Below are 26,397 nucleotides of genomic sequence, written 5' to 3' on the forward strand. Positions count from 1 at the left end.
CCTCTCCCGGGCCCGTCTTTCCGGCCCCGCCCTTTCCCGCCGCATGCGCGGTATCATGCGCATCGGCCGGGAAGTCGTCCGCATGCGATTGGCCCCTATCCGACAGCTCGTCCTCGCTCACACTTGCCATTTGCCATGCGTTTAACGGGCTTCCGCGATATTGCCGTCCGCGGGGCCTCAGGCCTCCCGGTAGCGGTAGCCGACGCCATAGAGGGTTTCGATCGCATCGAACTCCTTGTCGACTTCCTTGAACTTCTTGCGCAGCCGCTTGATGTGGCTGTCGATGGTGCGGTCGTCCACATAGACCTGATCGTCATAGGCGGCGTCCATCAGCGAGTCGCGGCTCTTCACATAGCCGGGGCGCTGCGCCAGCGACTGCAGGATCAGAAATTCCGTCACGGTGAGGACCACCGCCTCCCCGCCCCAGGTGCAGGCATGGCGGTCGGGATCGAGCAGCAGCTTGCCGCGCTCCAGCACCGCCGCCGCTTCGGTCTCGCCGCCGTTCGCGGCCTCGCCCTTGGTGTTCTGCGCCCGGCGCAGCACCGCCTTGACGCGCTCCACAAGCAGGCGCTGGGAGAAGGGCTTCTTGATGTAGTCGTCGGCGCCCATCTTGAGACCGAACAGCTCGTCGATCTCATCGTCCTTGGAGGTGAGGAAGATCACCGGCATGTCGGATTTCTGGCGCAGGCGACGCAGCAGTTCCATCCCGTCCATGCGCGGCATCTTGATATCGAAGACGGCGACATCGGGCGGATTCGCGCCAAGTCCGGCCAGCGCCGCGGCGCCGTCGGTATAGGTCTGGACGTGATAGCCCTCGGCCTCGAGCGCCATGCTCACCGAGGTCAGAATATTCCGGTCGTCGTCAACCAGCGCGATGGTTGGCATATTTGCCCGTTCCTTTTGGCTCTGTTCGTCTGGGCCTTCCGGCATTCCAAATTACCCCGCTCTTCGCGTCGCCCCCCGGCAAGCAAGGAGGCTTAGGGTCGCTTTTGGCCCAAAATGTGGCCGCATTATACCGGCGAAGAGGGCGGCTTACCATGACGCGCTGGAGGAGAGCGACGTTTGACATCCCGTATCTTTCCCGGCCACTTCTAGGCCCATCGTTACAAATCGCCCGAAAAGGGCGGCAGCCGTCTGGGGGAAACCGATGCTGAAACGTGCTCTGCTGGGCATAGCCGGCCTTTTTGTCATTCTTGTCGCCGTGCTGGTGGTCCGCACGCTCATGGTCCCCCCGCTACCGCCGGCAGAGACCGCCTCCGCCGACAATTCACACGCAGAACAGGCCGCGCGGCACCTTTCGGAGGCTGTCCGCTTCAAGACCGTTTCCCACCAGACCGGCGCCGCGCCTGAGGAGATCGCCGCCTCGCACCGGGCCATGACGGGCTTCCGGAACTGGCTCTCGGAGACCTATCCGGCTTTTACAAAAGCCACGACGCGCGAGATCGCGGGCGGCTACAGCCTGCTTTTCACCTGGAAGGGAACCGACCCTTCCCTGAAGCCCATCCTGCTCATGTCGCATTTCGACGTGGTGCCCGTGGTGCCCGGCACCGAGAGCAAATGGGAGGAACCGCCCTTTTCCGGCAAGATCGCCGGCGGCTATGTGTGGGGACGCGGCACCATCGACACCAAGGGATCGCTCGTCGCCATGGTCGAAGCGGCCAACCTCCTGGCCTCGGAGGGCTTCCGGCCTGCGCGCACCGTGATGTTCGCATTCGGGCATGACGAGGAACTGGGCGGCGATGAAGGCAATACGCAGATCGCCGCGATGCTCAAGCAGCGGGGCGTCGAACTCGCCTGGGTCGCGGATGAGGGCGGCGTGATCGGCGAGCATCTCCTGCCCGGCGTTTCGGCTCCAGTGGCCCTGATCGGCGTCGCGGAGAAGGGCTACATCTCGCTCAGGCTGACCGCCCGTGCGCAGGGCGGTCACTCCTCCATGCCGCCTGCCGTGGCGGAAACCGCAATCGGGCGGCTGTCGCGCGCCATCGACCGGCTCGACCGCGCGCCCTTCGACAGCGAGATGGAAGGCACCTCGCGCCACATGATCGAAGGCCTGGCCCCCGCAGTGCCGTTCCTGCGCCGCATGGTCTTCGCCAATATGTGGCTCTTCGAGCCGCTGGTGCGCGGCACGCTGGAAAAAAGCCACTCCGGCGCCGCGCAGCTTCACACCACCATTTCGCCCACCATCATCGAGGGCGGCACGAAGGAAAACGTGCTGCCGCCGGAAGCCTCCGCCGTGGTCAATTTCCGCATCCATCCGCGCGACAGCGCCGAAAAGATCATCGATCACGTGACGCAGGCGGTGGACGATCCGGAGATCGACATCGAACCCCTCCCCGGCATTCGGGAAGCGTCGAAGGTTTCGAATGTGAACGGGCCGGCCTATCGCACCCTCACCCGGGTGGTGAAGGAGAGCTTCCCCGGAATCGTGCCTGTGCCGAACCTGACCGTGGGAGGCACGGATTCCCGCCACTACCTGCCCTTGACCGACAATGTGTTCCGTTTCATTCCCGTGCGCATGGGCCCCGGAGACCTGGCTCGTTTTCACGGCACGAATGAGCGGATTTCGGTCGAGAATATGGGGGAGGCGGTCGGCTTCTATCTCCGCCTGATGAAGGAACTCGGCCCGGAAAAGGACGAGGCGGCCTCGTAGCGGCCCGTCTTCCCTCCGTCCGGACAAGGGTGGGCGGACGCATCGCCGCAGTGGCTGCAAGCTGTTCGCAAAGCTGTTGCGCAGGGCAGGGCTGCCCACTATGTTGGCGCCGAAATTCGGGGCGCGGGCAGTCGATGACGCCCAAATTGGCCCCGAAATTGCTGTTTTTCGGCGAAAAGACGCCAATTTGGCGCGCAACCCTGCTATGGCCGCGCGACAGTGATAAGTTTCCGTTTCCGCGCCTTGCGGCGAGAGGAAGCGGACAGATAATCAGCTTTCGGCCCGGATGGGGGCCGCCAAGGACCACGAGGAGAGAAGCGTGAAACAGACCGGGCCCTATATCAGCAAGTTCGGCGTCGACAAAAGCGGCTTCAAAAATCTCGCCGCCGCTCACTGGAACTACCGTCCCGCCGCCCTTTACGAAGAAGGCGTGCGCCGCGGTGAGGGCCAGATCGCTGCCAACGGCCCCTTCGTCGTCAAGACCGGCGTGCACACCGGCCGCTCGGCGCAGGACAAGTTCATCGTCCGCGACAACGAGACCGAAAACACGGTCTGGTGGGACAACAACAAGTCGATGACGCCGGAAGCGTTCGACGCGCTCCATGCCGACATGCTGAAGCATGCGGAAGGCAAGGAGCTCTTCGTCCAGGATCTTTTCGGCGGCGCCGACAAGACCCACCGTCTCGCCACCCGCGTCTACACGGAATATGCCTGGCACTCGCTCTTCATCCAGAACCTGCTCATCGAGGCGAAGCCCGAAGAACTGGACAGCTTCTCTCCCCAGTTCACGATCATCGACCTGCCGAGCTTCGAAGCGGATCCGGAGAAATACGGCTGCCGCACCGGCACGGTGATCGCCTGTAACTTCGACAAGCGGATCGTGCTCATCGGCGGCACGTCCTATGCCGGCGAAATCAAGAAGTCGGTCTTCTCCATGCTCAATTACGAGCTGCCGCCCAAGCGCGTGATGCCGATGCATTGCTCGGCCAATATCGGCCCGGCGGGCGACACGGCGATCTTCTTCGGCCTGTCCGGCACCGGCAAGACGACGCTGTCGGCCGAAGCCAGCCGCACGCTGATCGGCGACGACGAGCATGGCTGGTCGGAAAACGGCGTCTTCAACTTCGAAGGCGGCTGCTATGCGAAGATGATCAAGCTCTCCGCGGAAGCCGAGCCGGAAATCTACGCCACCACGCAGCGTTTCGGCACGGTGCTGGAAAACGTCGTGATGGACGAGGACAGCCGTGAGCTCGACCTCGACAGCGCGGCGCTGGCCGAGAACTCCCGTGGCGCCTACCCGCTCTCCTTCATTCCGAATGCGAGCGACACGGGCACGGGCGGTCATCCGAAGAACATCATCATGCTGACGGCCGACGCCTTCGGCGTTCTGCCGCCCATCGCGCGCATGACCCCGAGCCAGGCCATGTATCACTTCCTGTCCGGTTACACCGCGAAGGTCGCGGGCACCGAAAAGGGCGTGACCGAGCCGGAAGCGACCTTCTCCACCTGCTTCGGTGCGCCCTTCATGTCGCGCCACCCCACCGCCTATGGCAACCTGCTGCGCGACCTCATCGCCGAGCATGGCGTGACCTGCTGGCTGGTGAACACGGGCTGGACGGGCGGTGCCTATGGCATCGGCAACCGTATGCCGATCAAGGCGACGCGCGCGCTTCTCGCCGCGGCGCTGGACGGCTCGCTCAACAATGCCGAGTTCCGCATCGATCCGAATTTCGGGTTCGAAGTGCCGGTGAGCGTGCCGGGCGTGGACAACTCCATCATGGACCCGCGCGGCACATGGGCCGACAAGGCCGCCTATGACGTGCAGGCCCAGAAGCTTGTCGGCATGTTCGTCTCCAACTTCGCGAAGTTCGAGGATCACGTCGATCCGGATGTGCGCGACGCCGCGCCGAACGCCGCGAAGGCTGCCGAATAACAGAACCGGCATTGCCGAAAAGAAAGCCCGGGCCTCACGGCCCGGGCTTTTTCTTTTGCGGCATTCCTTTCCGTCAGGCCAATGCGTCCAGCCTATTTCTTGCTGTTGCTGTTGCCGTGGCCGTCGCCGGCATGCGTCGGCGTCCAGGATGGCGGGTCGGAAGCGGGGAAGCTTTCTTCCGAGGCTTCGTCCACCGCGTCGTCGTCATGCTTGCGGCGGGCTTTTTCCTCCGCCTCCTTGGCATCCGCTTCGGCGCCCTTGTCGCCCTTCGGCGTCAGTCCCGCCGGATCCGAGGCCGGAAAACTGCCTTCGACGGCCTTGTCGAGATCCTTCTTGTCCTTGTCTCCCATCGGCTGGCCTCCTGATTTTCCCTTGTCCAAGCAGAAAGAGTGTTTCCCCCGAATATGGGGAGAACATGGCGGCGATGCCAGCCCGCCCGAAATGGCGGATCAATGCGCGTCGTTCCAGTTGTCGGCGGTCATCGCGTCAGGATGTCGAGCGCCTTTTCGACCAATGCGCCGCCGAACCACGACCCAAGCGGCAAGGCGAGGTAGAGGCCGAAGCGAACAACGGTTGAGACATCCAACGGCCATTCCCGGACGCGTTCAAGACGCTGCTCAAGCGCGATCAGGGCCGCGAGACGCGAAGCCGTTTCACTGCATTCGCTTTGCCTGAAAGCATCGGCGGACTGAGCAATATCACTGCGCAGTTTATCCAGTTCCTTCATTTTCGCCCGATCGATCGCGACATGCATCCGCCACATGGGCAGGCCGAAGACCAGAGCGGCGCTGAGCATAAGTCCGATGAAAAGCGGTCCAAACAAAACCCATACAGTCTGCGCGAAGGACATCAGAAAGACGATAGCGCTTGCCACCACCCATGGCAGCGCCCGGCGAAGGGCGATGCGGCCCAGAGCGTCAAGGCTGTGAATATTGAACAAATCGATCCTGATACGATGATCGAGATCGTGAAGCAGCAAGCTCGTATGGACACGCAGATAGGAAAGACTGCGGAAGATCTTGGCGAACAAAAAAAGCGTCATGGCGGCGAACCAGTAATCGGTAAGTGTCGCGCCAAGCAGATTCAACGGGTGGCCGCCGGGCCGGTAAACAAGGCAATAGAATCCGGCACCGACCGCCAACCCGATGGCGCCAAACCCCCTGCTGCGCCTGTGCCCCCTCGCATCCGGCCCGAACTGCATCGCGCTGATATGCTTTTTGTCGACCATGACGCCGTGGCTTGTCAGCATTTTCAGATCGGCGAGATCGGCCTCGCGCGTATATTCGCTCAGACCGAAAATGGCGCCCCAGAGCAAAGACACGCAAATCGCCGTCCATGCGTCATATGAAAGTGTGGTCCCGCCATCATGCGTCACGATGACGGGAAGCGCATTCCACCAGACGCAAAACAGAAAGCTCGCAAAAACCAGGAGCGAAATCAGGAGGGCCGTGAAGGTAAAACCAAGGGGACTCGCCTGCATGAAGCGCGTTCCCCAGGTGAAGCTGCGTCCCGTCTTGTCGCCCTGCACGGCTTCGGCCGGTTCGTCCATTCAGACTACCTGTCTTCCTGTCTTAATGCGCGTCGTTCCAGTTGTCGGCGGCGCGCGCCTCCACATCCAGCGGCACGGAAAGTCTGACCGCCGGTTCCGCCGCGCCGGACATCACCTCGACGACTTTCTCCTCCGTCTTTTCGGCTTCCCCCTCGGGGGCCTCGAAGATCAGTTCGTCATGCACCTGCAACAGCATGCGCGCTTTAAGCTTCGCCTGTTTGAGCACATCGGGCATGCGGATCATCGCCCGGCGGATGATATCGGCGGCGGCGCCCTGAATGGGCGCGTTGATCGCCGCGCGCTCGGTGAAGCTCTTTTCCGCCTGGCTCTTCGACTTGATGCCGGGCAGATGCACGCGCCGTCCGAAAATCGTTTCGACATAGCCGTTCTCGCGCACGGACGCCTTCGTGCTTTCCATGTAGTCCCTGATGCCGGGAAAGCGCTTGAAATAGCGGTCGATATACTCGCCCGCCTCGCCGCGAGAAATACCAAGCTGGTTTGCCAGCCCGAAAGCGGAAATGCCGTAGATGATCCCGAAATTGATCGCCTTGGCGCGGCGGCGCACCGCCGGGTCCATGCCCTCGATCGGCGTGTCGAAAATTTCGCTCGCCGTCATGGCGTGAATGTCGAGCCCTTCGGCAAAGGCTTTCTTCAGCGCCTCGATATCGGCGATATGGGCGAGCAGCCTCAATTCGATCTGGCTGTAGTCCGCGGAAATGAGCTTGTTGCCCTTCTCCGCCACGAAGGCCGTCCGGATCTGCCGCCCGTCTTCCGTCCGTACCGGGATGTTCTGGAGGTTCGGCTCGGACGAAGCCAGGCGTCCCGTGGAGGTCGCAGCCAGCGAATAGCTCGTATGGACGCGGCCCGTCTCCGGATTGATGTATTCGGGCAGCGCATCCGTATAGGTGCTTTTGAGCTTCGACAGCCCGCGCCAGTCCAGCACGCGCTGCGGCAGGTCGTGGCCTTGCGCGGCGAGCATGTCCAGCGTGTCGGCATCGGTGGACCAGGCGCCCGTCTTGGTCTTGCGTCCGCCTTCGAGGCTCATCTTGTCGAACAGGATTTCGCCAAGTTGTTTGGGCGAGGCGATATTGAATTTCTCGCCCGCCAGCTCGTACACCTCGTCCTCATATTGCGCCATCTTCTGCGCGAAATTGGCCGAGAGGCGCGCCAGCACCGTCTTGTCCACCTTCACGCCCGCCTGCTCCATGCCCACCACCACGGGCACCAGCGCGCGTTCCAGCGTTTCATAAACCGTCATGCGATGTTCGCCGGCAAGGCGCGGCTTCAGGAGCATCCAGAGGCGCAGCGTGACATCGGCATCCTCCGCCGCATATTCCGTCGCCTTGTCTACCGGCACCTGATCGAAGGTGATCTGCTTCTCGCCCTTGCCCGCCACTTCGGAAAAGGGAATGCACTGATGGTCGAGATGGATGTTCGCAAGCTCGTCCATACCATGCCCGTGCAGTCCCGCATCCAGCGCATAGGACATATGCATGGTGTCGTCGATGGGACCGACTTCCACACCGTGACGCGCCAGCACCACCATGTCGTATTTGAGGTTCTGCCCGATCTTGAGAACGGATGCGTCCTCCAGCATCGGTTTCAGTGCCTTCAGCGCATCCTTCGGATCGAGCTGCTCGACCTTCTCGCCGCCGTCGAAGTCGAGCCCGCCATCGCTCGCCTTGCCATGCAGGAGCGGAATGTAACAGGCCTCGCCCGGCGCGGTCGCCAGCGACACGCCGACGAGGCGCGCCTGCATTTCATCGAGCGAATCCGTTTCGGTATCGACGGCGACGAAGCCCTGATCCCTCGCCTTGTCGACCCAGGGTTGAAGCGCGTCGAGCGTGGTGACGGTTTCATAGGCCGACACATCGAATGCCACGTCGATGCCCTTGGGCGTTGCGCCCGGCGCGCCGCCTTCCTGCGTTCGCGAGGGTTTCTTTTCTTCGCTCGCCGCTTTCTTCTTCTGGGCGGGATGCTCGCCCGCGGGCTCGACCTCTTCCGCATCCACATTGAAGCGCTCGCCCACGCGGCGCGTCAGGGTGGAAAACTCCATGTCCTTCAAAAAGGCGATCAGCTTTTCCGGCTCGGGATCATGCGTGCCCATCTCGTCCAGCGGCACGTCGATGGGCACATCCTGATCGAGTTCCACCAGCTTGCGCGAGATGCGCGCCTGTTCGGCGAATTCGATCAGGTTCTCGCGGCGCTTCTTCTGCTTGATCTCTTCGGCCTTCGACAGAAGCGTTTCGAGATCGCCATATTCCTCGATGAGCTGGGCCGCCGTCTTGACACCGATCCCCGGCACGCCCGGCACATTGTCGACGGAGTCGCCCGCCAGCGCCTGAACATCGACGACCTTTTCCGGCGGCACGCCGAATTTCTCGACCACCTGATCGTGACTGATCGATTTCAGCTTCATCGTGTCCAGCATGTCGACCTGGTCGGTGACGAGCTGCATCAGATCCTTGTCGGACGACACGATGGTGACCTTCGCGCCCGCTTCCGCGGCAAGCCGCGCATAGGTGGCGATGAGATCGTCGGCCTCATAGCCCATCATTTCCACGCAAGGCACGGAGAAGGCACGCACCGCGTCGCGCACCAGCGCGAATTGCGGTTTCAGGTCTTCGGGCGGCTCGGGCCGGTTCGCCTTGTACTCGGGATAGATGTCGTTGCGGAAGGTCTTGCCGGAGGCGTCGAAAATAACCGCAAGATGGCTGGGGTCGAATTCGTCCTTCGTATCCTCCAGCAGCTTGTAGAGCATGTTGCAGAAGCCGGAGACGGCGCCCACCGGCAGCCCGTCGGATTTCCGCGTCAGCGGCGGCAGCGCGTGATAAGCGCGGAAAAGATAGCCCGAGCCGTCCACCAGAAAGAGGTGGCTGCCCTTGCCGATGGCGCGCTTTTCCGGCGCACTCCCCGCCTCTTCCGTCTTCCCGCTCGCCTTCTTGCCGCTTGTCACAGACGCCTGCCTTCCTATCTAAGGGGTACTCATGGCATTATCCGCGCCCCCGACACAGCGATAAAGAGCCCGACACAAGGGCCCGCCATTTCAGGCCGCCAATATAACGCTTTCACCGGGGCGGGCCACCGCCGCTCCCGCCTTTCCGAAAGCACCGGAAACGAGACCAGAAACGAGAAGGGTCCTCCCATGGCCGATACGCTCGCCGAAACCGAAAACACGATCGACCGCCGCATGCCCTCCGAAGAGGTCGCGAGCGAGCCGGTTTCGGCCATTTCGGCGCGGGCCTTGCGCAAGGTCTACAAGGCGTCGGGCGGGCAGCCCGCCAAGGAAGCGCTGAAGGGGATCGATCTCGACATTCCGCGCGGCTCCATTTTCGGCCTGCTGGGCCCCAATGGCGCGGGCAAATCGACCTTCATCAACATTCTCGCCGGTCTCGTCATCAAGACGTCCGGCTCGGCGTCCATCTGGGGCTTCGATACCGACGTCAATCCGCGCAGCGCACGCGCCTCCATCGGCGTGGTGCCGCAGGAGCTCAATATCGACCCCTTCTTCACGCCGGCCGAGGCGCTGGAGATGCAGGCCGGGCTTTACGGCGTGCCGAAATCGGAACGACGCACCATGGAAATCCTGGAAGCCATGGGGCTCGACGACAAGGCGCATGCCTATGCGCGGACCCTCTCGGGCGGCATGCGGCGGCGGCTGCTCGTCGCCAAGGCCATGGTGCATAATCCGCCCGTGCTCATTCTCGACGAGCCGACGGCGGGCGTCGACATCGAGCTTCGCAAGCAGCTCTGGGACTATGTGCAGGAGCTTCATGCGCAAGGCACAACCATCGTACTCACCACCCATTACCTGGAAGAGGCCCAGTCGCTTTGCGACCAGATCGCCATCATCAATCATGGCGAGGTGGTGGCCTGCGAGCCGACCCAGACGCTGCTGTCGCGAATCAGCGAAAAGCGCCTCATCGTGCGCGCGGCCTCGCCGCTGGACCAGATTCCCGCCTCGCTGGAAGACATGAAGGTGACGTTGCGCCCCGACGGGTCGCTCGACATCCAGTACAACCCCGTCGAGGTGAGCGCCATGTCGATCCTCGCCCAGCTTTCCGCCGAGGGGCTGGAGATCGCGGATATCTCGACCGAGGAATCGGATCTGGAAGACGTGTTCCTGCAGCTCACCTCGGGCGCGCATGGCGCCGGGAACTGACGCTGGGAAGACGGACTTTAGTTAGCGCCCCGACAGTCAGCGCCCCGACGAGGCGCGCTTCACCAGTTCGCCCATGACGAGCCCCACCGTGTCGCCGCCATTCTGCCCGGAGAGCGGCAGCAGCACGCCTTCGACCTCCGTCACCTGCCCGCCCGGCGCGAAGCGGGCATGACCGTAGATGCGGATAGGGCGGCGCAATTGCGCGACGATGCCGAAGAGCTTGCAGAAGGCCGATGACGGTTTGGCCGACAGCACCTCGGCAAAGCTTCTTCCCGTGAAGTCATGCGCGAATAATTCGTTCAGCGCCGTTCCCATCAGCCGGACCGTGAAATCTTCCGGGTTCAGCATGGGCGGCGCCACATTCACCAGAAAGACGCTTGGCAGGTGGGACACGATTTCCGCCGGGCTCACATCCGCCCGAGCCGGCATGGCCCGGCCCTGCCGCTTGCCGTCCCAATAGGCCTGCATCTCGCGCAGGCGGCGATCGTGGAAGCCCAGCAAGGGGTCGACAAAGACATCGAAGGGGGCCAGCCGGATCGGCTCGGACATGTGATACTGACTTTCTTCCGACGCATCATGAGGGGAATGTCAGCGCAGCCTTCATCGTTTCGCACGGCCGGAAGCGCCCATCTTCGCCCATGCCCCTTCTACCACACTCGCAAGGTGGCCCAACATGCGAAAGCGGCTTGCCGCGAGCGGTCCGGGGCGCATGTTCTTTGGATCTCCCCGGCATTCTCTCAGCATTCCCCGGGCATTCCCTCGGCATTTTCCGGTCATTTCGTTGTGCGTCCGGGGGTTTTGGGCTATCTTCCGCCGCGCATTTCGGGGCATATTGCGCGCCCCAAGGGCTCTCACCGAGCCCGCCGGTTCATACCGGGCACCCGTAGCTCAGCTGGATAGAGCGCTGCCCTCCGAAGGCAGAGGTCTCAGGTTCGAATCCTGACGGGTGCGCCATTTCTCCCTCATCAACCGCGCTTGAACCGCTCCGGGTCCTTGGCGATCAGGGCTTCGAGGTCGGGCATGCCTTTTTTCAGGCCAGCGCGGAGCTGGCGGGTGACGAGCCAGCCGAGCGGGAAGATGGCTTTCGCCTTGCCCCACCATTGCAGTTCGCAGCCTTCGGGCGTCTCGACCACGCGGTAGTCTTCCGCGCCGGCCTTGATGGGCAGGGGACTGCGCTCGAAGCGGAAGGCCATGCGGCGACCTTCCTCCCAGGCGTAGAAGCTTTCCTCGATGGCCGCCTTGCCCGCTTCCACAATGCGCGTGGTGCCGACGCCGAAGGGCTCCGGGCTCGTCCATGTCACGCCGGTGAGCGGCAGCCATTCCGTCCAGGCCTTCGCATCGAGGAGGGCGGCCCAGACCATGTCGGCGGGAAAGGGAAAGCGGTGCGTCGCATCGGGCGGGGTCGTGTCCGCCGACAGGAATTCCTCGCCCACCTTTTCATGCTGCTTCAGCTTCTGCGCCATCGCCGTCTCTCCTGCCATATCAAAGAATGTATCCGTCTCCCGCGGCGCGCACCGTGATGTCGCCGAGCGAAACGCCCCAGGGCGTGTCGATGGCGGTGATGACGGCATCGGCGATATAGCCGGGATTGAGCACCGCATAGGCGGTGCTGTCCGGGTTCACCCGGTCGTCCTGCACCTGGCCCCCGAGGATCGCCATCATACTCTCGGTGTAGGTCACCGTGTTCTGGCCGAGAATGCCCGCCACGGCTTCCGGGTTCACCACGCCGCCGGAAAGGCCTGTCGCGGGCACGCCGGTCGGCTTCACGATCGTCACCTTGATCTTGCCCGCCGCTTCCACGCGCAGCGATTCCGACAGGAAGTTCACCGCCGATTTCGACGCGCCGTAAACGGCGGCGCCGAGCACGGGGAAATTGCCGTAGATCGATGAAATATTGATCACATGGCCGCGGCCCTGCGCCATCATCGGGTCATAGGCGGCGATGATGCCGTTCATCACGCCCTTGATGTTGATGTCGATGCATTTGCCCCATGCGCCCGCCGCCGCCTCATGATCGGCAAAGAAGGCCAGCGGCATGACGCCCGCATTGTTGATCATCACGTCGATCTCGCCATGCGTGTCCACCGCATGGGAGACGAGCGCCTTCATGGCGGCCAGATCGGTGACGTCGGTTGTCTTGGCCGAGGCCGTGCCGCCCGCATCGGCGATGAGCTTCACCGTTTCGGCAAGCCCTTCCTCGTTCACGTCGCCGCACACGAGATTGGCGCCGCGCGCCGCCGCCTTCTGGGCGACGAGCCTGCCGAAGCCGCCCGCCGCGCCGGTGACGACAATCGTCTTTCCACGGATATGATCCGTCATCGGAGTATCTCCTTCGGTGCGGCGAAGTCAGGACGGATTTTGGGGGAAGCGCGCGTCCGCGATCGGCGCAACCCAGTCCTGCTTGCTGTCGCACCAGATTTCCACGCCGGGCGTCACCATGGAGGTATCGTCGAGCGTGCCCGCCTTGATGATCGCAATCGCCTCATTGACCGAGAGCCGGGAGAAGATCGGCGAGCCGCACTCCGCGCAGAATTCGCGCACCACGATATTGCCGCTATCGGCCTTGTCGTCGAAGCGCTTCAGCTCGCCTTTCATCGTCAGCGCATCCGCCGGGACGATGACATTGACGGAAAAGGCCGCGCCGCTCTGGCGCTGGCAGTTCTTGCAGTGACAGACCATCGTCGCCACAGGTTCGGCGCTGCTCTCATAGGAGAACTGTCCGCACAGGCATTGCCCTTTGAGTTTCGTCATCTTGATCCTCCCTCGGTCGCGCTCGCGACATGCTTTTCGTTTTGCACATTATTCACGGCGGATCGGGCGTGCGTAAAGGACAAGCGCGCAAGGTCCCTCCCTATGACGCACGAACGCTACGGCAAGGGCCTTGAGTTTTTTCGATGCCCCGGCGCGCCTACGGCATTTTCGATTTCAGCGTGATGATGTCTCCGTCCACGGCGAAGCGGCCATAGCCTTTGTGGTGGATGGTTTTGGCGTTCTTCCGCTTCGGCTCGTGCCAGGCTTTCACCGCTTCCAGCACGAAGAGGCAGTATTTGTTCACGAGCCGCGTATCCACGACGCGGCATTCAAGATTGGCGATGCATCCGGCGATGAGCGGCGCGCCGACCGTTTCCGCCGGCTTCGTCTTCAGGCCGAAGGTTTCGAACTTGTCGGTATCCCGGCCCGAGCAGTTCCCGATCCCGACGACCGTTTCGGCCATCTCCACGGGCGGAATGGCGATGACGCATTCGCGCGTGGCCTTCAGCGCCTTGAAGCTGTAATCGCCGTCGCTCACCACACAGGCGATCAGCGGCGGCGTGAATTCCATCATCATGTGCCAGGACATGGTCATCACATTGGGGGTGCCGCGCTGCGCCGTGGCGAGAAGCACCACCGGGCCCGGCTCCAGCAACTGATAGACGGAAGAGAGCGGAAACGCCTTCATGCGGGCCTCCTGGATAAGCGGCACATCGGCAAAGCCGGGCCTGATCGCAGCTCCAGCAGGCAGCTTACAGCGCGCGCGGGCTCAATCCAGCGCAGCGGAGATGAGCTTTTCCGCAACGGCCTTGGCGTCGCCCGCGGGATCCGCCTCATGGCCCAGATGCGCCGTCACGATGGCGCCTTCCTTCAAAAGCAGCAGGGCCCGCGCAAGGCCCGCGGGATCTTTCGCCCCGGCCTCGGCGGCAATCGCCTGCAACTGCCTGAACAGCATGCGCTTGTGTTCGGCCGACTGCACATGAATGGGGTGGTCGGGATCGGGATATTCCGAAGCGGCCTTGATGAACATGCAGGAGCGGAAATCGGGCTTGGCGAACCATTCCGCCAGTGCGTCGAACATGGCGAGCAGCTGGGCCCGGGGCTCGCCCGCCTCCTCCATCCGGCGAAACAGCCATGTGCGGAAGTCCTGATCGCGCAGCCGAAGGACCGCCAGGATCAGCTCGTCCTTGCTGTGGAAGTGCTTGAACATGGTGGTCTTGGAGATGCCGGTTTCACCCGACAGAAGGTCCATGCCGGTCGCGTGGAATCCTTCCCGGTAGAAGATATTCAGGGCCCTCCGGACCAGTTCGTCTCGCTTACTCGGACGCATTCGACCTCTCATTCTGAACTGATCTGTATATATCTATCAGGTGGCGGAACCTCAAGGCGCAAATTTTTTATCCATATAAAACAACGTATTACATAACGCTTAGACACTTCCCATAATTTTTCTGAAGAAACGGGCTTGCTAAACCTTACCGATCTGTTCATATTCCCGATGAAAGTGTACAGATCAGTTCATCTTGGAGAGCCGCCATGTCCCCCCGCGCCCCCTTCCCGCCCTTCGACCGGGTATCCGCCAATGCGAAGGTCCGAGCCGCCGAGAACGCCTGGAACAGCCGCGACCCGGCCAAGGTCGCAGCCGCCTACACACCGGACAGCGCCTGGCGGAACCGCAGCGAGTTCCTGACGGGCCGCGCGGAGATCGAAGCCTTTCTGACCCGCAAATGGCTCACCGAACTCGACTACCGCCTCATCAAGGAGCTGTGGAGTTTCGACGGCGCGCGCATCGCCGTGCGCTTCGCCTATGAGGCCGTCACGCCCGAGGGCCAGTGGTTCCGGGCCTATGGCAACGAGAACTGGGAGTTCGCCCCCGACGGGCTGATGGCGGTGCGCCGCGCCTCGATCAACGACCTGCCCATTGATGAAGCCGACCGGCTGTTCCGCTGGCCCCTCGGCCCCCGCCCCGAAAACCACCCCGGCCTTTCCGAGCTCGGCCTTTGACCCCCGACCGCCAACCGGCCGTCACCGGTAAGGGCTGCCACAGGAGAAACGAGATGAAGACCCGACACCACCACTTCCATGTCGATCGCCATGGCACCGTCTTCGACCGCGAGGTCTTCCTGGCCATGAGCCTCGCTGCGCTTGCGCGCGCCGATAGATCCCCGCGCGACGACCGACCCGTCGCGCTGCTGGATGCCCGCATGACGGCAAATGCCGTCTGGAGCACAGACGAAACGGTCGAGAAGACCGGCACGCTGCACCGGTAGTTTTCCGGTGCCGATTTTCACAGACAAAGGTCGCGCGAGAGCGGGACCCACCAGTTCGGACGCGCAGATACGCTCCGTCTACGGACGGCTGCGCGCCGAAATCGCCGAACCCGGCAAAGCAAACCCCGCACCCTCGCGGCAAAACCGAAAGGACCAACGACATGAAGACCATCAACACCCTCATCGCCACGGCCACTCTCGCCGGCGCTCTCTTCGCCTCCAGCTCCGCCTTCGCGGTCGACGAATACAATGTTTCCACGGGCACGACGCTCACCAATGCGGGCATCGCGCTGCGCGGCGACGACGCGGTGGCGCTCGCCACCGGCCTCGACGTCCTGCCCGGTACCGCCAAGTTCACCGTGGAGCGCGACGGCGTCGCCTATTATTTCTCGTCGAAGGAAACGATGAAGCAGTTCGCGGCGGACCCGGAACGCTACATGCCGCAGTATGGCGGCTTCTGCGCCTTCGGTGTCGCCATCGGCAAGAAGCTCGACGCAAACCCCCATTTTGCCGACATCGTCGACGGCAAGCTCTATCTCTTCCTGAATGAAGTGGCGTTCGAAAAGTACAAAGACGACAAGGCCGGCACTCTGGAAAAGGCCGAGAAGAACTGGCCTGGCATGCACCACGTCGCCGTCTCCAAGGTCAATGGCGGCTGACGCCGGCCATCTCGAGCGGCCACGTCTCAATACAGCGGGCGGCACCTTCACGGGCGCCGCCCGTTTTACTGCCCATGTGCGTTAAAGGAGCTGCCCCTCCGCAAAGGCGGTCACCGCGCCGAAATGGCAGACGGCGGCGGCCAGCACGAAGGCGTGCCAGATCGCATTCTGGAAGGGTAGCCTCTCCCAGACATGGAAGATGACGCCGATCGAATAGAGCGCGCCGCCGATCGCGATGAGCGTCAGCACGTGCGCGTTCATCACATCCGACAGCGGCCCCAGAATAAAGGCCCCGCTCCAGCCCATGGCGAGATAGAGCAGGATCGCCAGCCGATCGAAGCGGCGCGGCATGGTGAATTTGATGGCGATGCCCGTCACCGCCGCTGTCAGCAGCAGCGCGTAAACCGTGGCGACCCAGGGATCGCCGATATCGGCCAGCATGAAGGGCGAATAGGTGCCCGCGATGAGCAGGAAGATCGCCGAATGGTCGAAGCGGCGCAAAATCTCCTTCGCGCCCCCATGCGAGATCGTGTTGTAGAGCGCGGAAAAGGTGAGCGCGGCGCAGAGCGACAGCGCATAGATGACGACCCCCGTCACCAGCGTCGCGCTGCCTTGCGCCGCCGTATAGGCGATCAGCCAGACGCCGCCCGCCACGCTCGCGCCCACGCCCAGCACATGAATGACGGTATCCGTGCGAAGCTCCGCGCGGGCGGGCGTTCTGACAGGAGGTTTTTCGGCGGCGCTCATGCTTTGCGCAATCCCTTCCCTCGACCCCTTCCCTGGGGCGGTCAAAAGATCGGCCGGGGCCTCAGATAGCTGTCGTCGAAATCGCAATATCGGCTCAGGCCTGAAAAGTCCAGGATGTAGAGGCGGCCATCCGCGATGCTGGCCCACCCCTTGTCCTTCAGCTCTTTCAGCATGCGGTTCACATGCTCCAAGGAAAGGCCCATCGCATCGGCAAGATGGCGCTGGCGAAGCGGAAAGGAGCAATAGTCATTACCCGCCATGCCCAGCATTTTCTGCCGCGTATGGGTTTCGAGCAGGAAATGGGCGAGGCGCTCCATGGCGGTGCGGCGGCCGATATCGGTCATATGCTCGAACAGCAAAGCCTCTTCCGATTGCGCCAGCGTCGCCAGGGCGCGAGAGAGAACGGCGTTCTCGCCGAACCGTTTCTTCAGATCCCCGGTGGAGAAGACGCACAATTCGACATCCGTAATCGCCTCGATGGAGTAGCCATCGCCATTGGCAAGCTCGAAGTCGGCGTCGATGAAGCTCCCCGCCATCAGAAACGAGGTGATCTGTACCCTGCCGCTTTCCAGCGCCCGCTGGCGCATGGCCCATCCGGAGAACAGCGTCATGCTCTCTTCGCCGTTGGTATCGTGATCGAGGATCACCTCTCCCGCCCGGACATGGCGGGTACCCGTTCTCACGGACTGGATGGCCTCCAGTTCCTCCTGGTCGAGCGGCATGAAGAGCGCCTGCTTGCGGACCGGACAGGACTGACAGTTTCGGGGAGGCTGTGACGTCAACTTCTGCTTCTTCATTCCCGGCCTGAGTATCGGCCGAATTTTTCCTTCGATGCCGAATACCCGATCGGGCCGGCGCGATTCGTCTGCGGGAGATATACCGCCGCTTCCCAGAATTTACACCTTTTCCCCGGACTTCAAGGATGTCTGCGTCCTGCCGCGAAACCAGGCGCGCCGCATAGCCGCCGCGCCCTGCGATCCCGACGCCCCCGCCACGCGAAAAAACCGCTCCTGCACCCGGAGCCGCCGGGCGGTTTTCACAAACACTCACAATAGTTGCATTTCCGCCGCACCCTCCGACCCCCCGCCCTTTCCGCGCGAAACGAGAATTTCCGGCAGGGAACCGCCGCCCCGGCGGGGGAGAAGCGGCACGCGGGACATGCGGGAATGCCACACCCCCGCCCTGTCATTCTTCCGTCATAAAACCCGTAAGGAACCGTCACAGAGGCCCCTTATTAGCGACGGGCATGGGGGGCGTTAGGCGGTACGGCCGCTGCTCGCAATCCTGATCAGAATGACCCATTAAACACGGAGACGTCTCATGACGTTGCGCAATATCCTGCTTGCGGGCACCGCTCTCGGTGCTGCTGCATTCCTTGCCGTTCCGGCCCAGGCCGGTTCGAAGGATTGCTGTGGCGATGTCGATGCCCTGAAGCAGCAGATCAACGATCTGCAGCAGAAGGTCGATGACCTCGCGATCAACTACGGCAACAAGATCAAGGATCTTGAATCCCGCAAAGGCGACGTGCTCACCACGTTCAAGAACGGTCGTCCGGGCTTCCGCTCCGCCGACGGTTCCTTCAAGCTCGACTTCCGCGGCCGCTTCCACATGGATGCCGGCACGTATTTCGACGTCGACCAGTCCATCGAAAACGCCGGTGGCCGTGACGACGACATCAACTTCCGCCGTGCCCGCTTCGGTGTGAAGGGCCATGTCTGGAACGACTGGAAGTACGCGCTGATCTTCGACTTCGGCGGTTCCAGCGACGGCGGTGGCGGTTCGCTCCACCAGGCCTCGCTCACCTATGCCGGGTTCGACAATGTCGGCATCACCTGGGGTGCCGCGAAGCCGAAGCTCACCTTCGCCGACTCCGTGTCGTCGAACGACGTGACCTTCCTGGAAGATCCGACGGCCGCCACGCTGATGGCCTCCATCGGCGGCGGTTCCTCGCGTCAGATGCTCGGCGTGACCTATGAAGGCGAGCAGCTCTTCCTTGCCGTGTCCCAGACCTGGGGCGAAGTCGGCGACAATGAAGGCCAGCTCGCCGGCGGTGAAAACCTCCTCGGCCGTATTGCCTTCGTGCAGCCGCTCGGCGACACGCTTTCCATGCAGCTCGGCGCGTCGGGTGCCTGGCAGTACAACAATGACGGCTCGTTCCGCTTCCGCGACCGTCAGGAACTGCGTCTGGACGCCAATCGTCTGCTGAACACCGGCACGATGACCAACGTCGACGACGTCTATGGCTACGGCCCGGACCTGACGCTCGCTGCCGGTCCGTTCCGCGCTTCGGGTGAGTACTACTGGTACAACGTCAACCGCAACACCGGCTCCGACTACGACTTCGATGCCTGGTATGCGGAAGCTGCCTGGCTCATCACCGGCGAAAGCTACAAGTTCGACGGCGAAGGCGGCATGAAGGGCGTGTCCCCGGCCAATCCGTTCAATCTCGCCGGCGGCGGCTCGGGCGCTTTCGAAGCGGCCGTACGCTACTCCGACACCGACCTGTCGGATGTCGGCAACACGTTCAGCACCGACTTCAAGGAACAGAAGATCTGGACGTTCGGCCTGAACTGGTACCCGAACAAGAACATCGCGTTCAAAGCGAACTACCAGATCGTCGACCTCGAGAACAATATCTCGAACACCGACGGTCAGTTCCAGGCAGTTGCTCTGCGTACGCAGTTCAAGTTCTGATCTGATCCTCGCAGGATAAGTCAGACGATGCCCCGGCGGGTAACCGCCGGGGCATTTTTTGTTTGAAGAAGGCCGGGGCATGACGCAGGGCGCATCCGGACGCCACGCATCGGCCTGGATACCGCGACGACACAGAGCTTCCCATCGTCTTCATCAAGCGCAACAAAGACCGTCACCCCGGACTTGATCCGGGGTCCATATTGTTTCCGCGCCTGATGGATGCCGGATCAAGCCCGGCATGACGCAATCCTCGACACGAAAATTCGTGTCGGCTCGAATGTCGGGATGACCCGGTGAGTTTTGTCAGTCCAGCCGCTTCAGGCCGAGCCGTTCGATCTCCTGGCCGGAATAAACATAGGGAAGCGGGTAATAACCTGCGAGCGCGGCGTCCTTCTGCCCGTCCAGCGAAAAGGCATAGGTGAAGAACTCCCGGACCGGCGGGGACAGCGGCGTGTCGGGCGCCTTGTCCACATACATGTAGAGAAAGCGCGTGATCGGGAAGTCCCGGCGATAGGCGTTCATCTGGTTGGCGAGGATGCATTTGCCGTCGTCGGTCGACAACCGCAGCGATTTTTCGCGGCCCGTCCGGTAGCCGACCGGCGCATAGCCGATAGCGCCTTCATCCTTTCCGATCCGGTCGACCACTTCCGACGATTTGTCGAAGGTTTTCATGTCGCTGGCGAAGGATTGTCCGTCCATCACCTTGGCGGCGAAGAAACCGGCCTCGCTCGATCCGGGCCGGTAGCCGAGCCGCAGGACCGGCTTCGCCGCCCAATTGCCCGTCGCCCCGAGATCGCCCCATGTCACCGACGGCGCGCTGAACGCGTCGCGGAGTTTCGACATGGGCAGGCAGTCGAGTGGATTGTCCTTGTTGACGAAAACGGTCAGCACATCCACGCCGACACGCACTTCCGTCGGCGCATAGCCATGGGCGTCCCGGAACCGGCCTTCTTCCGCCGAATTCATTTCGCGCGACATGGCCGCGATATCGATATCGCCATCGGTCAGCGCGGCGGCCGCGGGGGCGTCGCCGTCGAAGCGGCTTGCCGCCCTGACGCCCTTATAGGTCGCCATCAGCGCTTCGGACCAGAGCAGCACATATTTGCGAAGCGCGGGCGAGCCTTCTATGCGCAGATCGCCCGTCACATCGGACACCGCGCGATAGGGCTTGTAGCGGTCGTCGATGATGGTCGCCGAGGCGGGGAAACTCGACACGAGCACCGTTCCGGCAAGCAGGAGCGCAGTCAGGCGGGCGGCGGGGCATCGTCTCATGGGACCGGCAGTCTCTCAGGCAAAAAACAGATGCGGCCATCTTACGACAGTCCGTATGACCGCGGGATGAAGATAAGCCTCAATCCATCGTCAGCACGGCGGCGCCGGTGAGCCGGCCCTCGCGAAGCCGCGCCAGTGCTTCATTCGCCTCTTCGAGCTTCATGCGCTCGACCGTCGTCGTCACCGGTACTTGCGGCGCGAGCTTCAGGAATTCCTCGCCATCGGCCCGGGTGAGGTTCGCAACCGAATGGATGGGCCGTTCCCGCCACAGAATGTCGTAGGAAAAAGCCGGGATCTCCGACATGTGAATGCCGGCGCAGACGACGCGGCCGCCCGGCGCGGTGGCTTTCAGCGCAGCGGGCACGAGCGGACCGGCGGGCGCATAGATGATGGCGGCGTCGAGCAATTCCGGCGGCATCTCGTCCGATCCGCCCGCCCATTCCGCGCCCAGCGATCTGGCGAATGCGATGGCGGCCTCGTCGCCCGGCTTCACGAAAGCAAAGAGCCGCCAGCCTTCCGCTTTCGCCACTTGTGCAACTATGTGTGCCGCAGCCCCGAAGCCGTATATGCCGAGAATGTCGCCCCCACCTTCGCCCATCTTGCCCTCGATCGTCGGACGCGCCATGCGCAGCGAGCGGTAGCCGATAAGCCCGGCGCAAAGAAGCGGCGCGGCTTCCGCCGGATCGGGCGTTCCCGACAACGGAAAGCAGTAGCGCGCATCCGCGACGGTATATTCCGCATAGCCGCCATCGCGCGTATAGCCGGTGAAGAGTGCCCTCTCGCAGAGGTTCTCCTGCCTTTTGCGGCAATAGCGGCAGTCGCCGCAGGTCCAGCCGAGCCAGGGAATGCCGACGAGTTTTCCTTCTTCAAACCCCGTCACGCCCTCGCCCGTCGCGGCGACATGACCGACGATTTCATGGCCGGGGATGAGCGGCAGCTTCGGCTCGGTCAGCTCGCCATCCACCACATGCAGATCGGTCCGGCAGACACCGCAGGCCGCGACCTTCACCAGCACCTCACCCGGGCCGGGGTGGGGCACAGGCAATTCAGCCAGGCGCAGCGGTTTGTTCGGCGCGTCCATCACCATGGCGCGCATGGTTTGGGGCAAGTCGGTCATTGCGCCCTCCTTTCCCTGCGATGATCCCACGAAAAGGGACGAACCGGGAGGGGTCAGTCCGCCGCGCGGGCCCGGCCTTCCGCCGTTGCGGGATTGAAGAACATGCCGAGCTGCAGGCTGCCCGCGATACGATGCGCGCGTTCCTTGAAGGCGGGCGCGGCCTCGGCTGCGCAGACTTCATCCACCGTCTGCCCGAACAGCGCCAGCCAGCGGTCGAAATGCGCGGGCGTCACATCCTTCAGCCGCATATGCGCGGGCATGGGGCGGCCATGATAGCGGCCCGTGGTGAGCATGACCGAGGACCAGAAATCCATCATCTTCTTCAGATGCGGTTCCCAATCCTCGCCGATCACGCGCGCGAAGACCGGGCCCAGCATCTCGTCCTCGCGGATGCGCCCGTAAAAGGTGCGGACCAGCGTCTCGATCTCCGCTTCGCTCGTCGCCGTCATCGGGAGCCGCTGCTCCCGCTGCGCCGTCACGCGTTCCTGCGTCATGTCCGCTCCTTCTGCCGACGATATCCCTGGCCCTAGATAGGACCTCCCGCGGCGGCCTGACAACGCGGCAAAATCCCGCACTGCTGCAGTCGGATATTCGGAAATGAAAAAGGGCGGGCCGCATATGGCGGCCCGCCCCTCGTCATGCCGAATTGTCAGACCTGACCGTAGACCCTGGCCCGTTCGATATCTTCCTTCAGGGTGCGGGCGCCCAGCACGAAATGCAGCGCGCCCCAAAGCCCCACGAAAGAGGTGATGAGCAGCGCATAGCGCAGCGACTCTTCGCCGAACTCGGGATGCAGCGCATCGCTCAGGAAACCGACCGTCTGCGGCCCGAGCCCCAGCCCGATAATGTTCAGGATGAACAAGAGGATCGCGGAGGCGACCGAGCGCATGCGCAGCGTCACCAGCGACTGCGTCATGGACAGGATCGGCGCCAGATAGGCCGCGCCCGCAAAGGCCGGCACGATGAAGAGCCCGAGCGCCCAGACCGGGTCGCCCGAGAGGTAGAGCGCCACATTGAACGGCGCGACGGAGAACCAGATGATCGCGATGATCCAGAGATTCCAGCGAATGTCCTTCTTGCCGAAGCGGTCGCCCAGCCAGCCGCCCATATAGGTGCCGAGCCCGCCGGAGATACCGATGATGAGCGCGAGCGAGGTACCGATCACGCCCTGATTGAGCTCGAAGGAGCGCGCCAGGAAAGCCGGCAGCCAGACCACCGCGCCATAGCCGACGAATGCCGCCAGCGCCGAGCCGAAAGCGATATGGCGGAAGGACCGCTGTCCCCAGAGGAAGCGGAACACCTCGAAGACGCCCGGCGCGTTGCCGCTATCGACCATCGCTTCGGAATGCCCGCGAATGGGCTCGCGCACGGTGAATCGCACGAGCAGCGCCATCAGAATGCCCGGTATGCCGACGACCAGAAAGGCCGCGCGCCAGCCGAACCATTGCGACACCCAGCCGCCGATCAGGAAGCCGATCAGAATGCCGAAATTCACGCCCAGCGAGAAAACGCCCAGCGCCGCGCCGCGTTTTTCCGGCGGATACATGTCCGAGATCATGGAGTGCGAGGGCGGGCTCGATCCCGCCTCGCCCACCGCCACGCCGACACGCATCGCGGCGAGCTGAAAGAAACTCGTGACGCCCGCGCAGGCCGCCGTGAAGCCGGAGAAAAGCGTCAGCGCGATGGTGATGACGTTCCGCCGGTTCCAGCGGTCGGCCAGCATGGCGATCGGAATGCCCAGCGTCGCATAGAAAATCGCGAAGGCGATGCCTGAGATGAAACCGAGCTGCGTATCGGTGAGCAGCAGCTCGTCCTTGATCGGTTGCAGCAGAATGGAAAGGATCTGCCGGTCTACATAATTGACCGTGTAGACCATGGTCAGAATGACGAGAACGTAAGTCCGGTACTGGGGCGTAAACCCCTGCGCCTCGGTCGTGCTGTCCGCGCTCGGCCGAGCTTCCATATTTTCCTCCCGAAGTTCCTCCAGCCCGTGAACCGGGCAATTCCCTGTTGGAGCGAGCCTAACAGCGCCTCCCGTTTCGGCAAGATGCCGCCGTCCATCGTGACGCTGGCGTCACCTCCCGCGTTTCACCGGCGTTTCGGCGGCGTTTCGGCGGCGCTCCGCACCGGGAGCGACCATGTCCGGATTTGGCGAGCCGAGGAAAGCCGTTCGCGCTAGATTGGGGGCATGGAAGAACAGGCGCATATCGATGGCGAGACGGTGATCCTGCCCGACGACGAGCTTTGCTACCGCGCGGTCGCGGCACGCGATGCCCGTTTCGACGGACGCTTCTTCACCTGTGTGCGCTCTACCGGCATCTATTGCCGTCCCGTCTGTCCCGCGCCGACGCCGGGGCGGAAGCAATGCGTTTTCGTCCCGAGCGCGGCGGCGGCGGAAGCGGCGGGATTTCGCTCCTGCCTGCGCTGCCGCCCGGAAGCCGCCCCCGGTGCGCCCGCCTGGACAGGCACGCAGGCCACCGTCACCCGGGCGCTGCGCCTCATCGAGGCCGGCGCGCTCGACCGCGAGGATGTCGAGACATTCGCCGCAAGGCTCGGCCTTGGCGGGCGGCATTTGCGGCGTCTCTTCGTGACGCAGCTCGGCGCCACACCTCAGGCCGTCGCGGCGAACCGGCGTCTGCTGACCGCGAAACAGCTCCTCACCGAAACGCAGCTTCCCATTGCCGAAATCGCCCATGCGGCCGGATATGGAAGTCTCAGGCGCTTCAACGATGCGATCCGCAAAGCCTATGGCAGCGCGCCCGGCGCGCTGCGCAAATCGAACAAGCACTCAGACCATGCGCCCGGACGCCATGGACCCGGCCGTCATGAAGAGGGCGGCATCACGCTCCGGCTCGGCTATCGCGCGCCCTATGATTTTCCGCGCATGCTTGGCTATCTCGCGGTCCGCGCCATACCGGGCGTGGAGGCGGTGAGCGAGACAACCTATCTGCGCAGCTTCCGCCTCGGCGAGGCGGCGGGCCTCATCGAAGCGAGGGACGACCCCTCGCGGCATGCCCTTGTCATACGCATCCAGATGCATCGCGGCACGCTGCCTCTGCGCATGGTGGTGGCGCGGCTCAAGCGTCTTTTCGACCTCGATGCCGATCCCGACGCCATCGGCCGGGCGCTGGCAGGCGACGAGCTCACCGGACCGCGTCTTGCCGCTGCGCCGGGCCTGCGCATCCCCGGCGCTTTCGATGGCTATGAACTCGCCATCCGGGCCATCCTCGGCCAGCAGGTCTCGGTGAAGGGCGCCACCACGCTCGCAGGGCGGCTCGCCGCCACGCATGGCGCAACGCTTGAGGGGGCGACCGGTCCCGTCATGCTTCTTTTTCCGGAACCCGCCACGCTGGCAACGAGCGATCTTTCCGGCATCGGGCTCACCGGCGCGCGGATGAAAACCATCGCGGCGCTTTCCGCCGCCCATGCCGACCGGCGGATCGATCTTTCGGGCGACGGCGCGGCGGGCACCGGCCCGGAAGAAACCGTCGCCCGGCTGAAGGAACTCCCCGGCATCGGCGACTGGACTGCGCAATACATTGCGCTGCGTGCGCTCGGCGAGCCGGATGCGTTTCCGGCGGGCGACCTCGTATTGCGCAAGATCGCCGGAAACGGAAACCCGATCGGCGAAACGGCCATGCAGGCGCGCGCGGCGCACTGGCGGCCCTGGCGCGGCTACGCCGCCATGGCGCTCTGGCAAATTCCCGATCCCTTCCAAAAGGAGGATGCGGCATGAAACTCCCCGAAGACCCTTCTCTCGCCACGACCGTCATCGACACGCCGATTGGCGAGTTGCGCGCCGCCGCCACGGATCGCGGGTTGTGCGTGCTGCTGTTCCCCAACAAGCAGACCGCCTGGCCCGAAAGGCAAGGCAGCGCCGGGGCGCAAAAACATCTCGCTGCGACGCGCGCCGCGCTTGAGGAATATTTCACCGGCAAACGGAAAGAGTTTTCCGGCATCGCGCTCGACATGCAGGGCACGGATTTCCAGCGCAGCGTCTGGTCGGCGCTTCTCACCATCCCCTTCGGGGAGACGCGCAGCTATGGCGACATCGCCAGACAGATCGGCAATCCCAAAGCGGTACGCGCCGTAGGGCTTGCCAACGGGCAGAACCCGGTTCCCGTCATCGTGCCGTGCCATCGCGTGATCGGCGCCAATGGCAAGCTCACCGGCTTTGGCGGGGGTATCGAGACGAAACAATGGCTGCTCGTCCATGAAGGCGCAAAAAAATCCTTGAACGGAGAGATGTTACTGCCACTCTGATTCCGCTAGACTCGCTTCAAGCGATTCATGAAAGGAACGATCACATGATGGGATTTGAACCCACCGGCATCCTCGGCATCATTCTTCTGGTGCTCGACATCTGGGCGATCGTCAAGATCGCGCAGAGTGGCGCGGAACCGCTCTGGAAGGCCATCTGGATTGTGGTCGTGATCGCACTGCCTGTGCTCGGCCTCATCATCTGGTTCCTTTTCGGTCCCAAAGGCTGAAGAATTAGGGGCTGCACCACACCGTTGTCATGCCGGACTTGATCAGGGCATCCAGCGCAAAACCGCAGGACTGGATTGCCGGGTCAAGCCCGGCAATGACAAT

Annotated in this window: 26 protein-coding genes and 1 tRNA gene; 11 read left to right on the forward strand and 16 right to left on the reverse strand. The window is 63.2% G+C overall.

Features of this window, described 5'->3' with window-relative positions:
* Nucleotides 1-177 precede the first annotated feature (177 nt).
* Nucleotides 178-885 carry a response regulator transcription factor gene (locus tag CMI59_RS15225; protein ID WP_293329086.1) on the reverse strand — a complete coding sequence of 236 codons (708 nt, stop codon included), beginning with the start codon at nucleotides 883-885 and terminating at the stop codon, nucleotides 178-180.
* A 262-nt stretch (nucleotides 886-1,147) separates the two neighbouring features.
* Between CMI59_RS15225 and CMI59_RS15230 the strand changes: the two genes are divergently transcribed.
* Together CMI59_RS15230 and CMI59_RS15235 are read left to right on the forward strand one after the other, a co-directional pair.
* Nucleotides 1,148-2,650, forward strand: coding sequence for a M20 family peptidase (locus CMI59_RS15230; RefSeq protein WP_293329087.1), 1,503 nt, complete (start codon nucleotides 1,148-1,150; stop codon nucleotides 2,648-2,650).
* A gap of 319 nt (nucleotides 2,651-2,969) precedes the next feature.
* Nucleotides 2,970-4,583 (forward strand): phosphoenolpyruvate carboxykinase, encoded by a 1,614-nt coding sequence (locus CMI59_RS15235; RefSeq protein ID WP_293329088.1) that lies wholly within the window; start codon nucleotides 2,970-2,972, stop codon nucleotides 4,581-4,583.
* Nucleotides 4,584-4,675: 92 nt separating this feature from the next.
* Here the strand turns inward: CMI59_RS15235 and CMI59_RS15240 are convergent, their stop codons facing one another.
* From CMI59_RS15240 to polA, 3 genes are all read right to left on the reverse strand, one after another.
* Entirely contained in the window at nucleotides 4,676-4,933 is a 258-nt protein-coding gene (locus tag CMI59_RS15240; RefSeq protein WP_293329089.1) for a hypothetical protein, read from the reverse strand.
* A gap of 128 nt (nucleotides 4,934-5,061) precedes the next feature.
* Nucleotides 5,062-6,132: a hypothetical protein gene (locus CMI59_RS15245; RefSeq protein ID WP_293329090.1), complete on the reverse strand. Its 1,071-nt coding sequence runs from the start codon at nucleotides 6,130-6,132 to the stop codon at nucleotides 5,062-5,064.
* A 22-nt stretch (nucleotides 6,133-6,154) separates the two neighbouring features.
* Nucleotides 6,155-9,022 (reverse strand): DNA polymerase I, encoded by a 2,868-nt coding sequence (gene polA, locus CMI59_RS15250; protein WP_293329117.1) that lies wholly within the window; start codon nucleotides 9,020-9,022, stop codon nucleotides 6,155-6,157.
* Nucleotides 9,023-9,277: 255 nt separating this feature from the next.
* Here polA and CMI59_RS15255 point away from each other — a divergent pair, with 255 nt between their 5' ends.
* Nucleotides 9,278-10,294 carry an ABC transporter ATP-binding protein gene (locus CMI59_RS15255; RefSeq protein WP_293329091.1) on the forward strand — a complete coding sequence of 339 codons (1,017 nt, stop codon included), beginning with the start codon at nucleotides 9,278-9,280 and terminating at the stop codon, nucleotides 10,292-10,294.
* A gap of 36 nt (nucleotides 10,295-10,330) precedes the next feature.
* On the opposite strand, the gene CMI59_RS15260 is transcribed toward CMI59_RS15255, so the two are convergent.
* Nucleotides 10,331-10,843 (reverse strand): PAS domain-containing protein, encoded by a 513-nt coding sequence (locus CMI59_RS15260; protein ID WP_293329092.1) that lies wholly within the window; start codon nucleotides 10,841-10,843, stop codon nucleotides 10,331-10,333.
* Nucleotides 10,844-11,171: 328 nt separating this feature from the next.
* Between CMI59_RS15260 and CMI59_RS15265 the strand changes: the two genes are divergently transcribed.
* A tRNA-Arg gene (locus CMI59_RS15265) sits at nucleotides 11,172-11,248 on the forward strand.
* An 11-nt stretch (nucleotides 11,249-11,259) separates the two neighbouring features.
* Here the strand turns inward: CMI59_RS15265 and CMI59_RS15270 are convergent.
* From CMI59_RS15270 to CMI59_RS15290, 5 genes are all read right to left on the reverse strand, one after another.
* Complete coding sequence (locus tag CMI59_RS15270; protein WP_293329093.1) at nucleotides 11,260-11,757, reverse strand: SRPBCC family protein; 498 nt, start codon at nucleotides 11,755-11,757, stop codon at nucleotides 11,260-11,262.
* A gap of 19 nt (nucleotides 11,758-11,776) precedes the next feature.
* Nucleotides 11,777-12,613, reverse strand: a complete 837-nt coding sequence (locus CMI59_RS15275; RefSeq protein ID WP_293329094.1) for an SDR family oxidoreductase — start codon at nucleotides 12,611-12,613, stop codon at nucleotides 11,777-11,779.
* A 27-nt stretch (nucleotides 12,614-12,640) separates the two neighbouring features.
* Entirely contained in the window at nucleotides 12,641-13,045 is a 405-nt protein-coding gene (locus tag CMI59_RS15280; RefSeq protein WP_293329095.1) for a GFA family protein, read from the reverse strand.
* A gap of 157 nt (nucleotides 13,046-13,202) precedes the next feature.
* On the reverse strand, nucleotides 13,203-13,733 hold the full coding sequence (locus tag CMI59_RS15285; RefSeq protein ID WP_293329096.1) for a flavin reductase family protein: 531 nt from the start codon (nucleotides 13,731-13,733) through the stop codon (nucleotides 13,203-13,205).
* A gap of 81 nt (nucleotides 13,734-13,814) precedes the next feature.
* Entirely contained in the window at nucleotides 13,815-14,375 is a 561-nt protein-coding gene (locus CMI59_RS15290) for a TetR family transcriptional regulator (protein ID WP_293329097.1), read from the reverse strand.
* A 206-nt stretch (nucleotides 14,376-14,581) separates the two neighbouring features.
* Between CMI59_RS15290 and CMI59_RS15295 the strand changes: the two genes are divergently transcribed.
* From CMI59_RS15295 to CMI59_RS15305, 3 genes are all read left to right on the forward strand, one after another.
* Nucleotides 14,582-15,049 (forward strand): nuclear transport factor 2 family protein, encoded by a 468-nt coding sequence (locus tag CMI59_RS15295; protein ID WP_293329098.1) that lies wholly within the window; start codon nucleotides 14,582-14,584, stop codon nucleotides 15,047-15,049.
* Nucleotides 15,050-15,102: 53 nt separating this feature from the next.
* Nucleotides 15,103-15,315, forward strand: a complete 213-nt coding sequence (locus CMI59_RS15300; RefSeq protein WP_293329099.1) for a hypothetical protein — start codon at nucleotides 15,103-15,105, stop codon at nucleotides 15,313-15,315.
* A gap of 161 nt (nucleotides 15,316-15,476) precedes the next feature.
* The gene (locus CMI59_RS15305) at nucleotides 15,477-15,974 is read left to right on the forward strand and encodes a YHS domain-containing (seleno)protein (RefSeq protein ID WP_293329100.1); all 498 of its coding nucleotides are present in this window, start codon (nucleotides 15,477-15,479) and stop codon (nucleotides 15,972-15,974) included.
* An 81-nt stretch (nucleotides 15,975-16,055) separates the two neighbouring features.
* Here CMI59_RS15305 and CMI59_RS15310 read toward each other — a convergent pair whose 3' ends face one another.
* Together CMI59_RS15310 and CMI59_RS15315 are read right to left on the reverse strand one after the other, a co-directional pair.
* Complete coding sequence (locus tag CMI59_RS15310; RefSeq protein WP_293329101.1) at nucleotides 16,056-16,721, reverse strand: hemolysin III family protein; 666 nt, start codon at nucleotides 16,719-16,721, stop codon at nucleotides 16,056-16,058.
* Between the two features lie 41 nt (nucleotides 16,722-16,762).
* Entirely contained in the window at nucleotides 16,763-17,443 is a 681-nt protein-coding gene (locus tag CMI59_RS15315) for a Crp/Fnr family transcriptional regulator (protein ID WP_293329102.1), read from the reverse strand.
* Between the two features lie 598 nt (nucleotides 17,444-18,041).
* Between CMI59_RS15315 and CMI59_RS15320 the strand changes: the two genes are divergently transcribed.
* Entirely contained in the window at nucleotides 18,042-19,415 is a 1,374-nt protein-coding gene (locus tag CMI59_RS15320) for a porin (RefSeq protein ID WP_293329103.1), read from the forward strand.
* A gap of 303 nt (nucleotides 19,416-19,718) precedes the next feature.
* Here the strand turns inward: CMI59_RS15320 and CMI59_RS15325 are convergent, their stop codons facing one another.
* The 4 genes from CMI59_RS15325 to CMI59_RS15340 all read right to left on the reverse strand — a co-directional run bounded on the left by CMI59_RS15325 (nucleotide 19,719) and on the right by CMI59_RS15340 (nucleotide 23,767).
* A complete protein-coding gene (locus CMI59_RS15325) occupies nucleotides 19,719-20,687 on the reverse strand; it encodes a substrate-binding domain-containing protein (RefSeq protein ID WP_293329104.1) in 969 nt (322 codons plus the stop codon).
* 79 nt (nucleotides 20,688-20,766) lie between these two features.
* The gene (locus CMI59_RS15330; RefSeq protein WP_293329118.1) at nucleotides 20,767-21,783 is read right to left on the reverse strand and encodes a zinc-dependent alcohol dehydrogenase family protein; all 1,017 of its coding nucleotides are present in this window, start codon (nucleotides 21,781-21,783) and stop codon (nucleotides 20,767-20,769) included.
* A 74-nt stretch (nucleotides 21,784-21,857) separates the two neighbouring features.
* Entirely contained in the window at nucleotides 21,858-22,298 is a 441-nt protein-coding gene (locus CMI59_RS15335) for a group III truncated hemoglobin (protein ID WP_293329105.1), read from the reverse strand.
* A 155-nt stretch (nucleotides 22,299-22,453) separates the two neighbouring features.
* Nucleotides 22,454-23,767 carry an MFS transporter gene (locus tag CMI59_RS15340; protein ID WP_293329106.1) on the reverse strand — a complete coding sequence of 438 codons (1,314 nt, stop codon included), beginning with the start codon at nucleotides 23,765-23,767 and terminating at the stop codon, nucleotides 22,454-22,456.
* 225 nt (nucleotides 23,768-23,992) lie between these two features.
* Between CMI59_RS15340 and CMI59_RS16930 the strand changes: the two genes are divergently transcribed.
* The 3 genes from CMI59_RS16930 to CMI59_RS15360 are packed head-to-tail and all read left to right on the forward strand — an operon-like array spanning nucleotide 23,993 to nucleotide 26,294.
* Nucleotides 23,993-25,540 carry an AlkA N-terminal domain-containing protein gene (locus tag CMI59_RS16930; RefSeq protein ID WP_339613968.1) on the forward strand — a complete coding sequence of 516 codons (1,548 nt, stop codon included), beginning with the start codon at nucleotides 23,993-23,995 and terminating at the stop codon, nucleotides 25,538-25,540.
* Nucleotides 25,537-26,067, forward strand: a complete 531-nt coding sequence (locus CMI59_RS15355) for a methylated-DNA--[protein]-cysteine S-methyltransferase (protein ID WP_293329107.1) — start codon at nucleotides 25,537-25,539, stop codon at nucleotides 26,065-26,067. The genes CMI59_RS16930 and CMI59_RS15355 overlap by 4 nt, the downstream gene beginning before the upstream one ends.
* Nucleotides 26,068-26,114: 47 nt before the next feature.
* Complete coding sequence (locus tag CMI59_RS15360; protein ID WP_363102536.1) at nucleotides 26,115-26,294, forward strand: PLD nuclease N-terminal domain-containing protein; 180 nt, start codon at nucleotides 26,115-26,117, stop codon at nucleotides 26,292-26,294.
* Nucleotides 26,295-26,397: the final 103 nt, after the last annotated feature.

It is taken from the genome of Parvibaculum sp., assembly GCF_002684405.1.
Lineage (GTDB): Bacteria > Pseudomonadota > Alphaproteobacteria > Parvibaculales > Parvibaculaceae > Parvibaculum.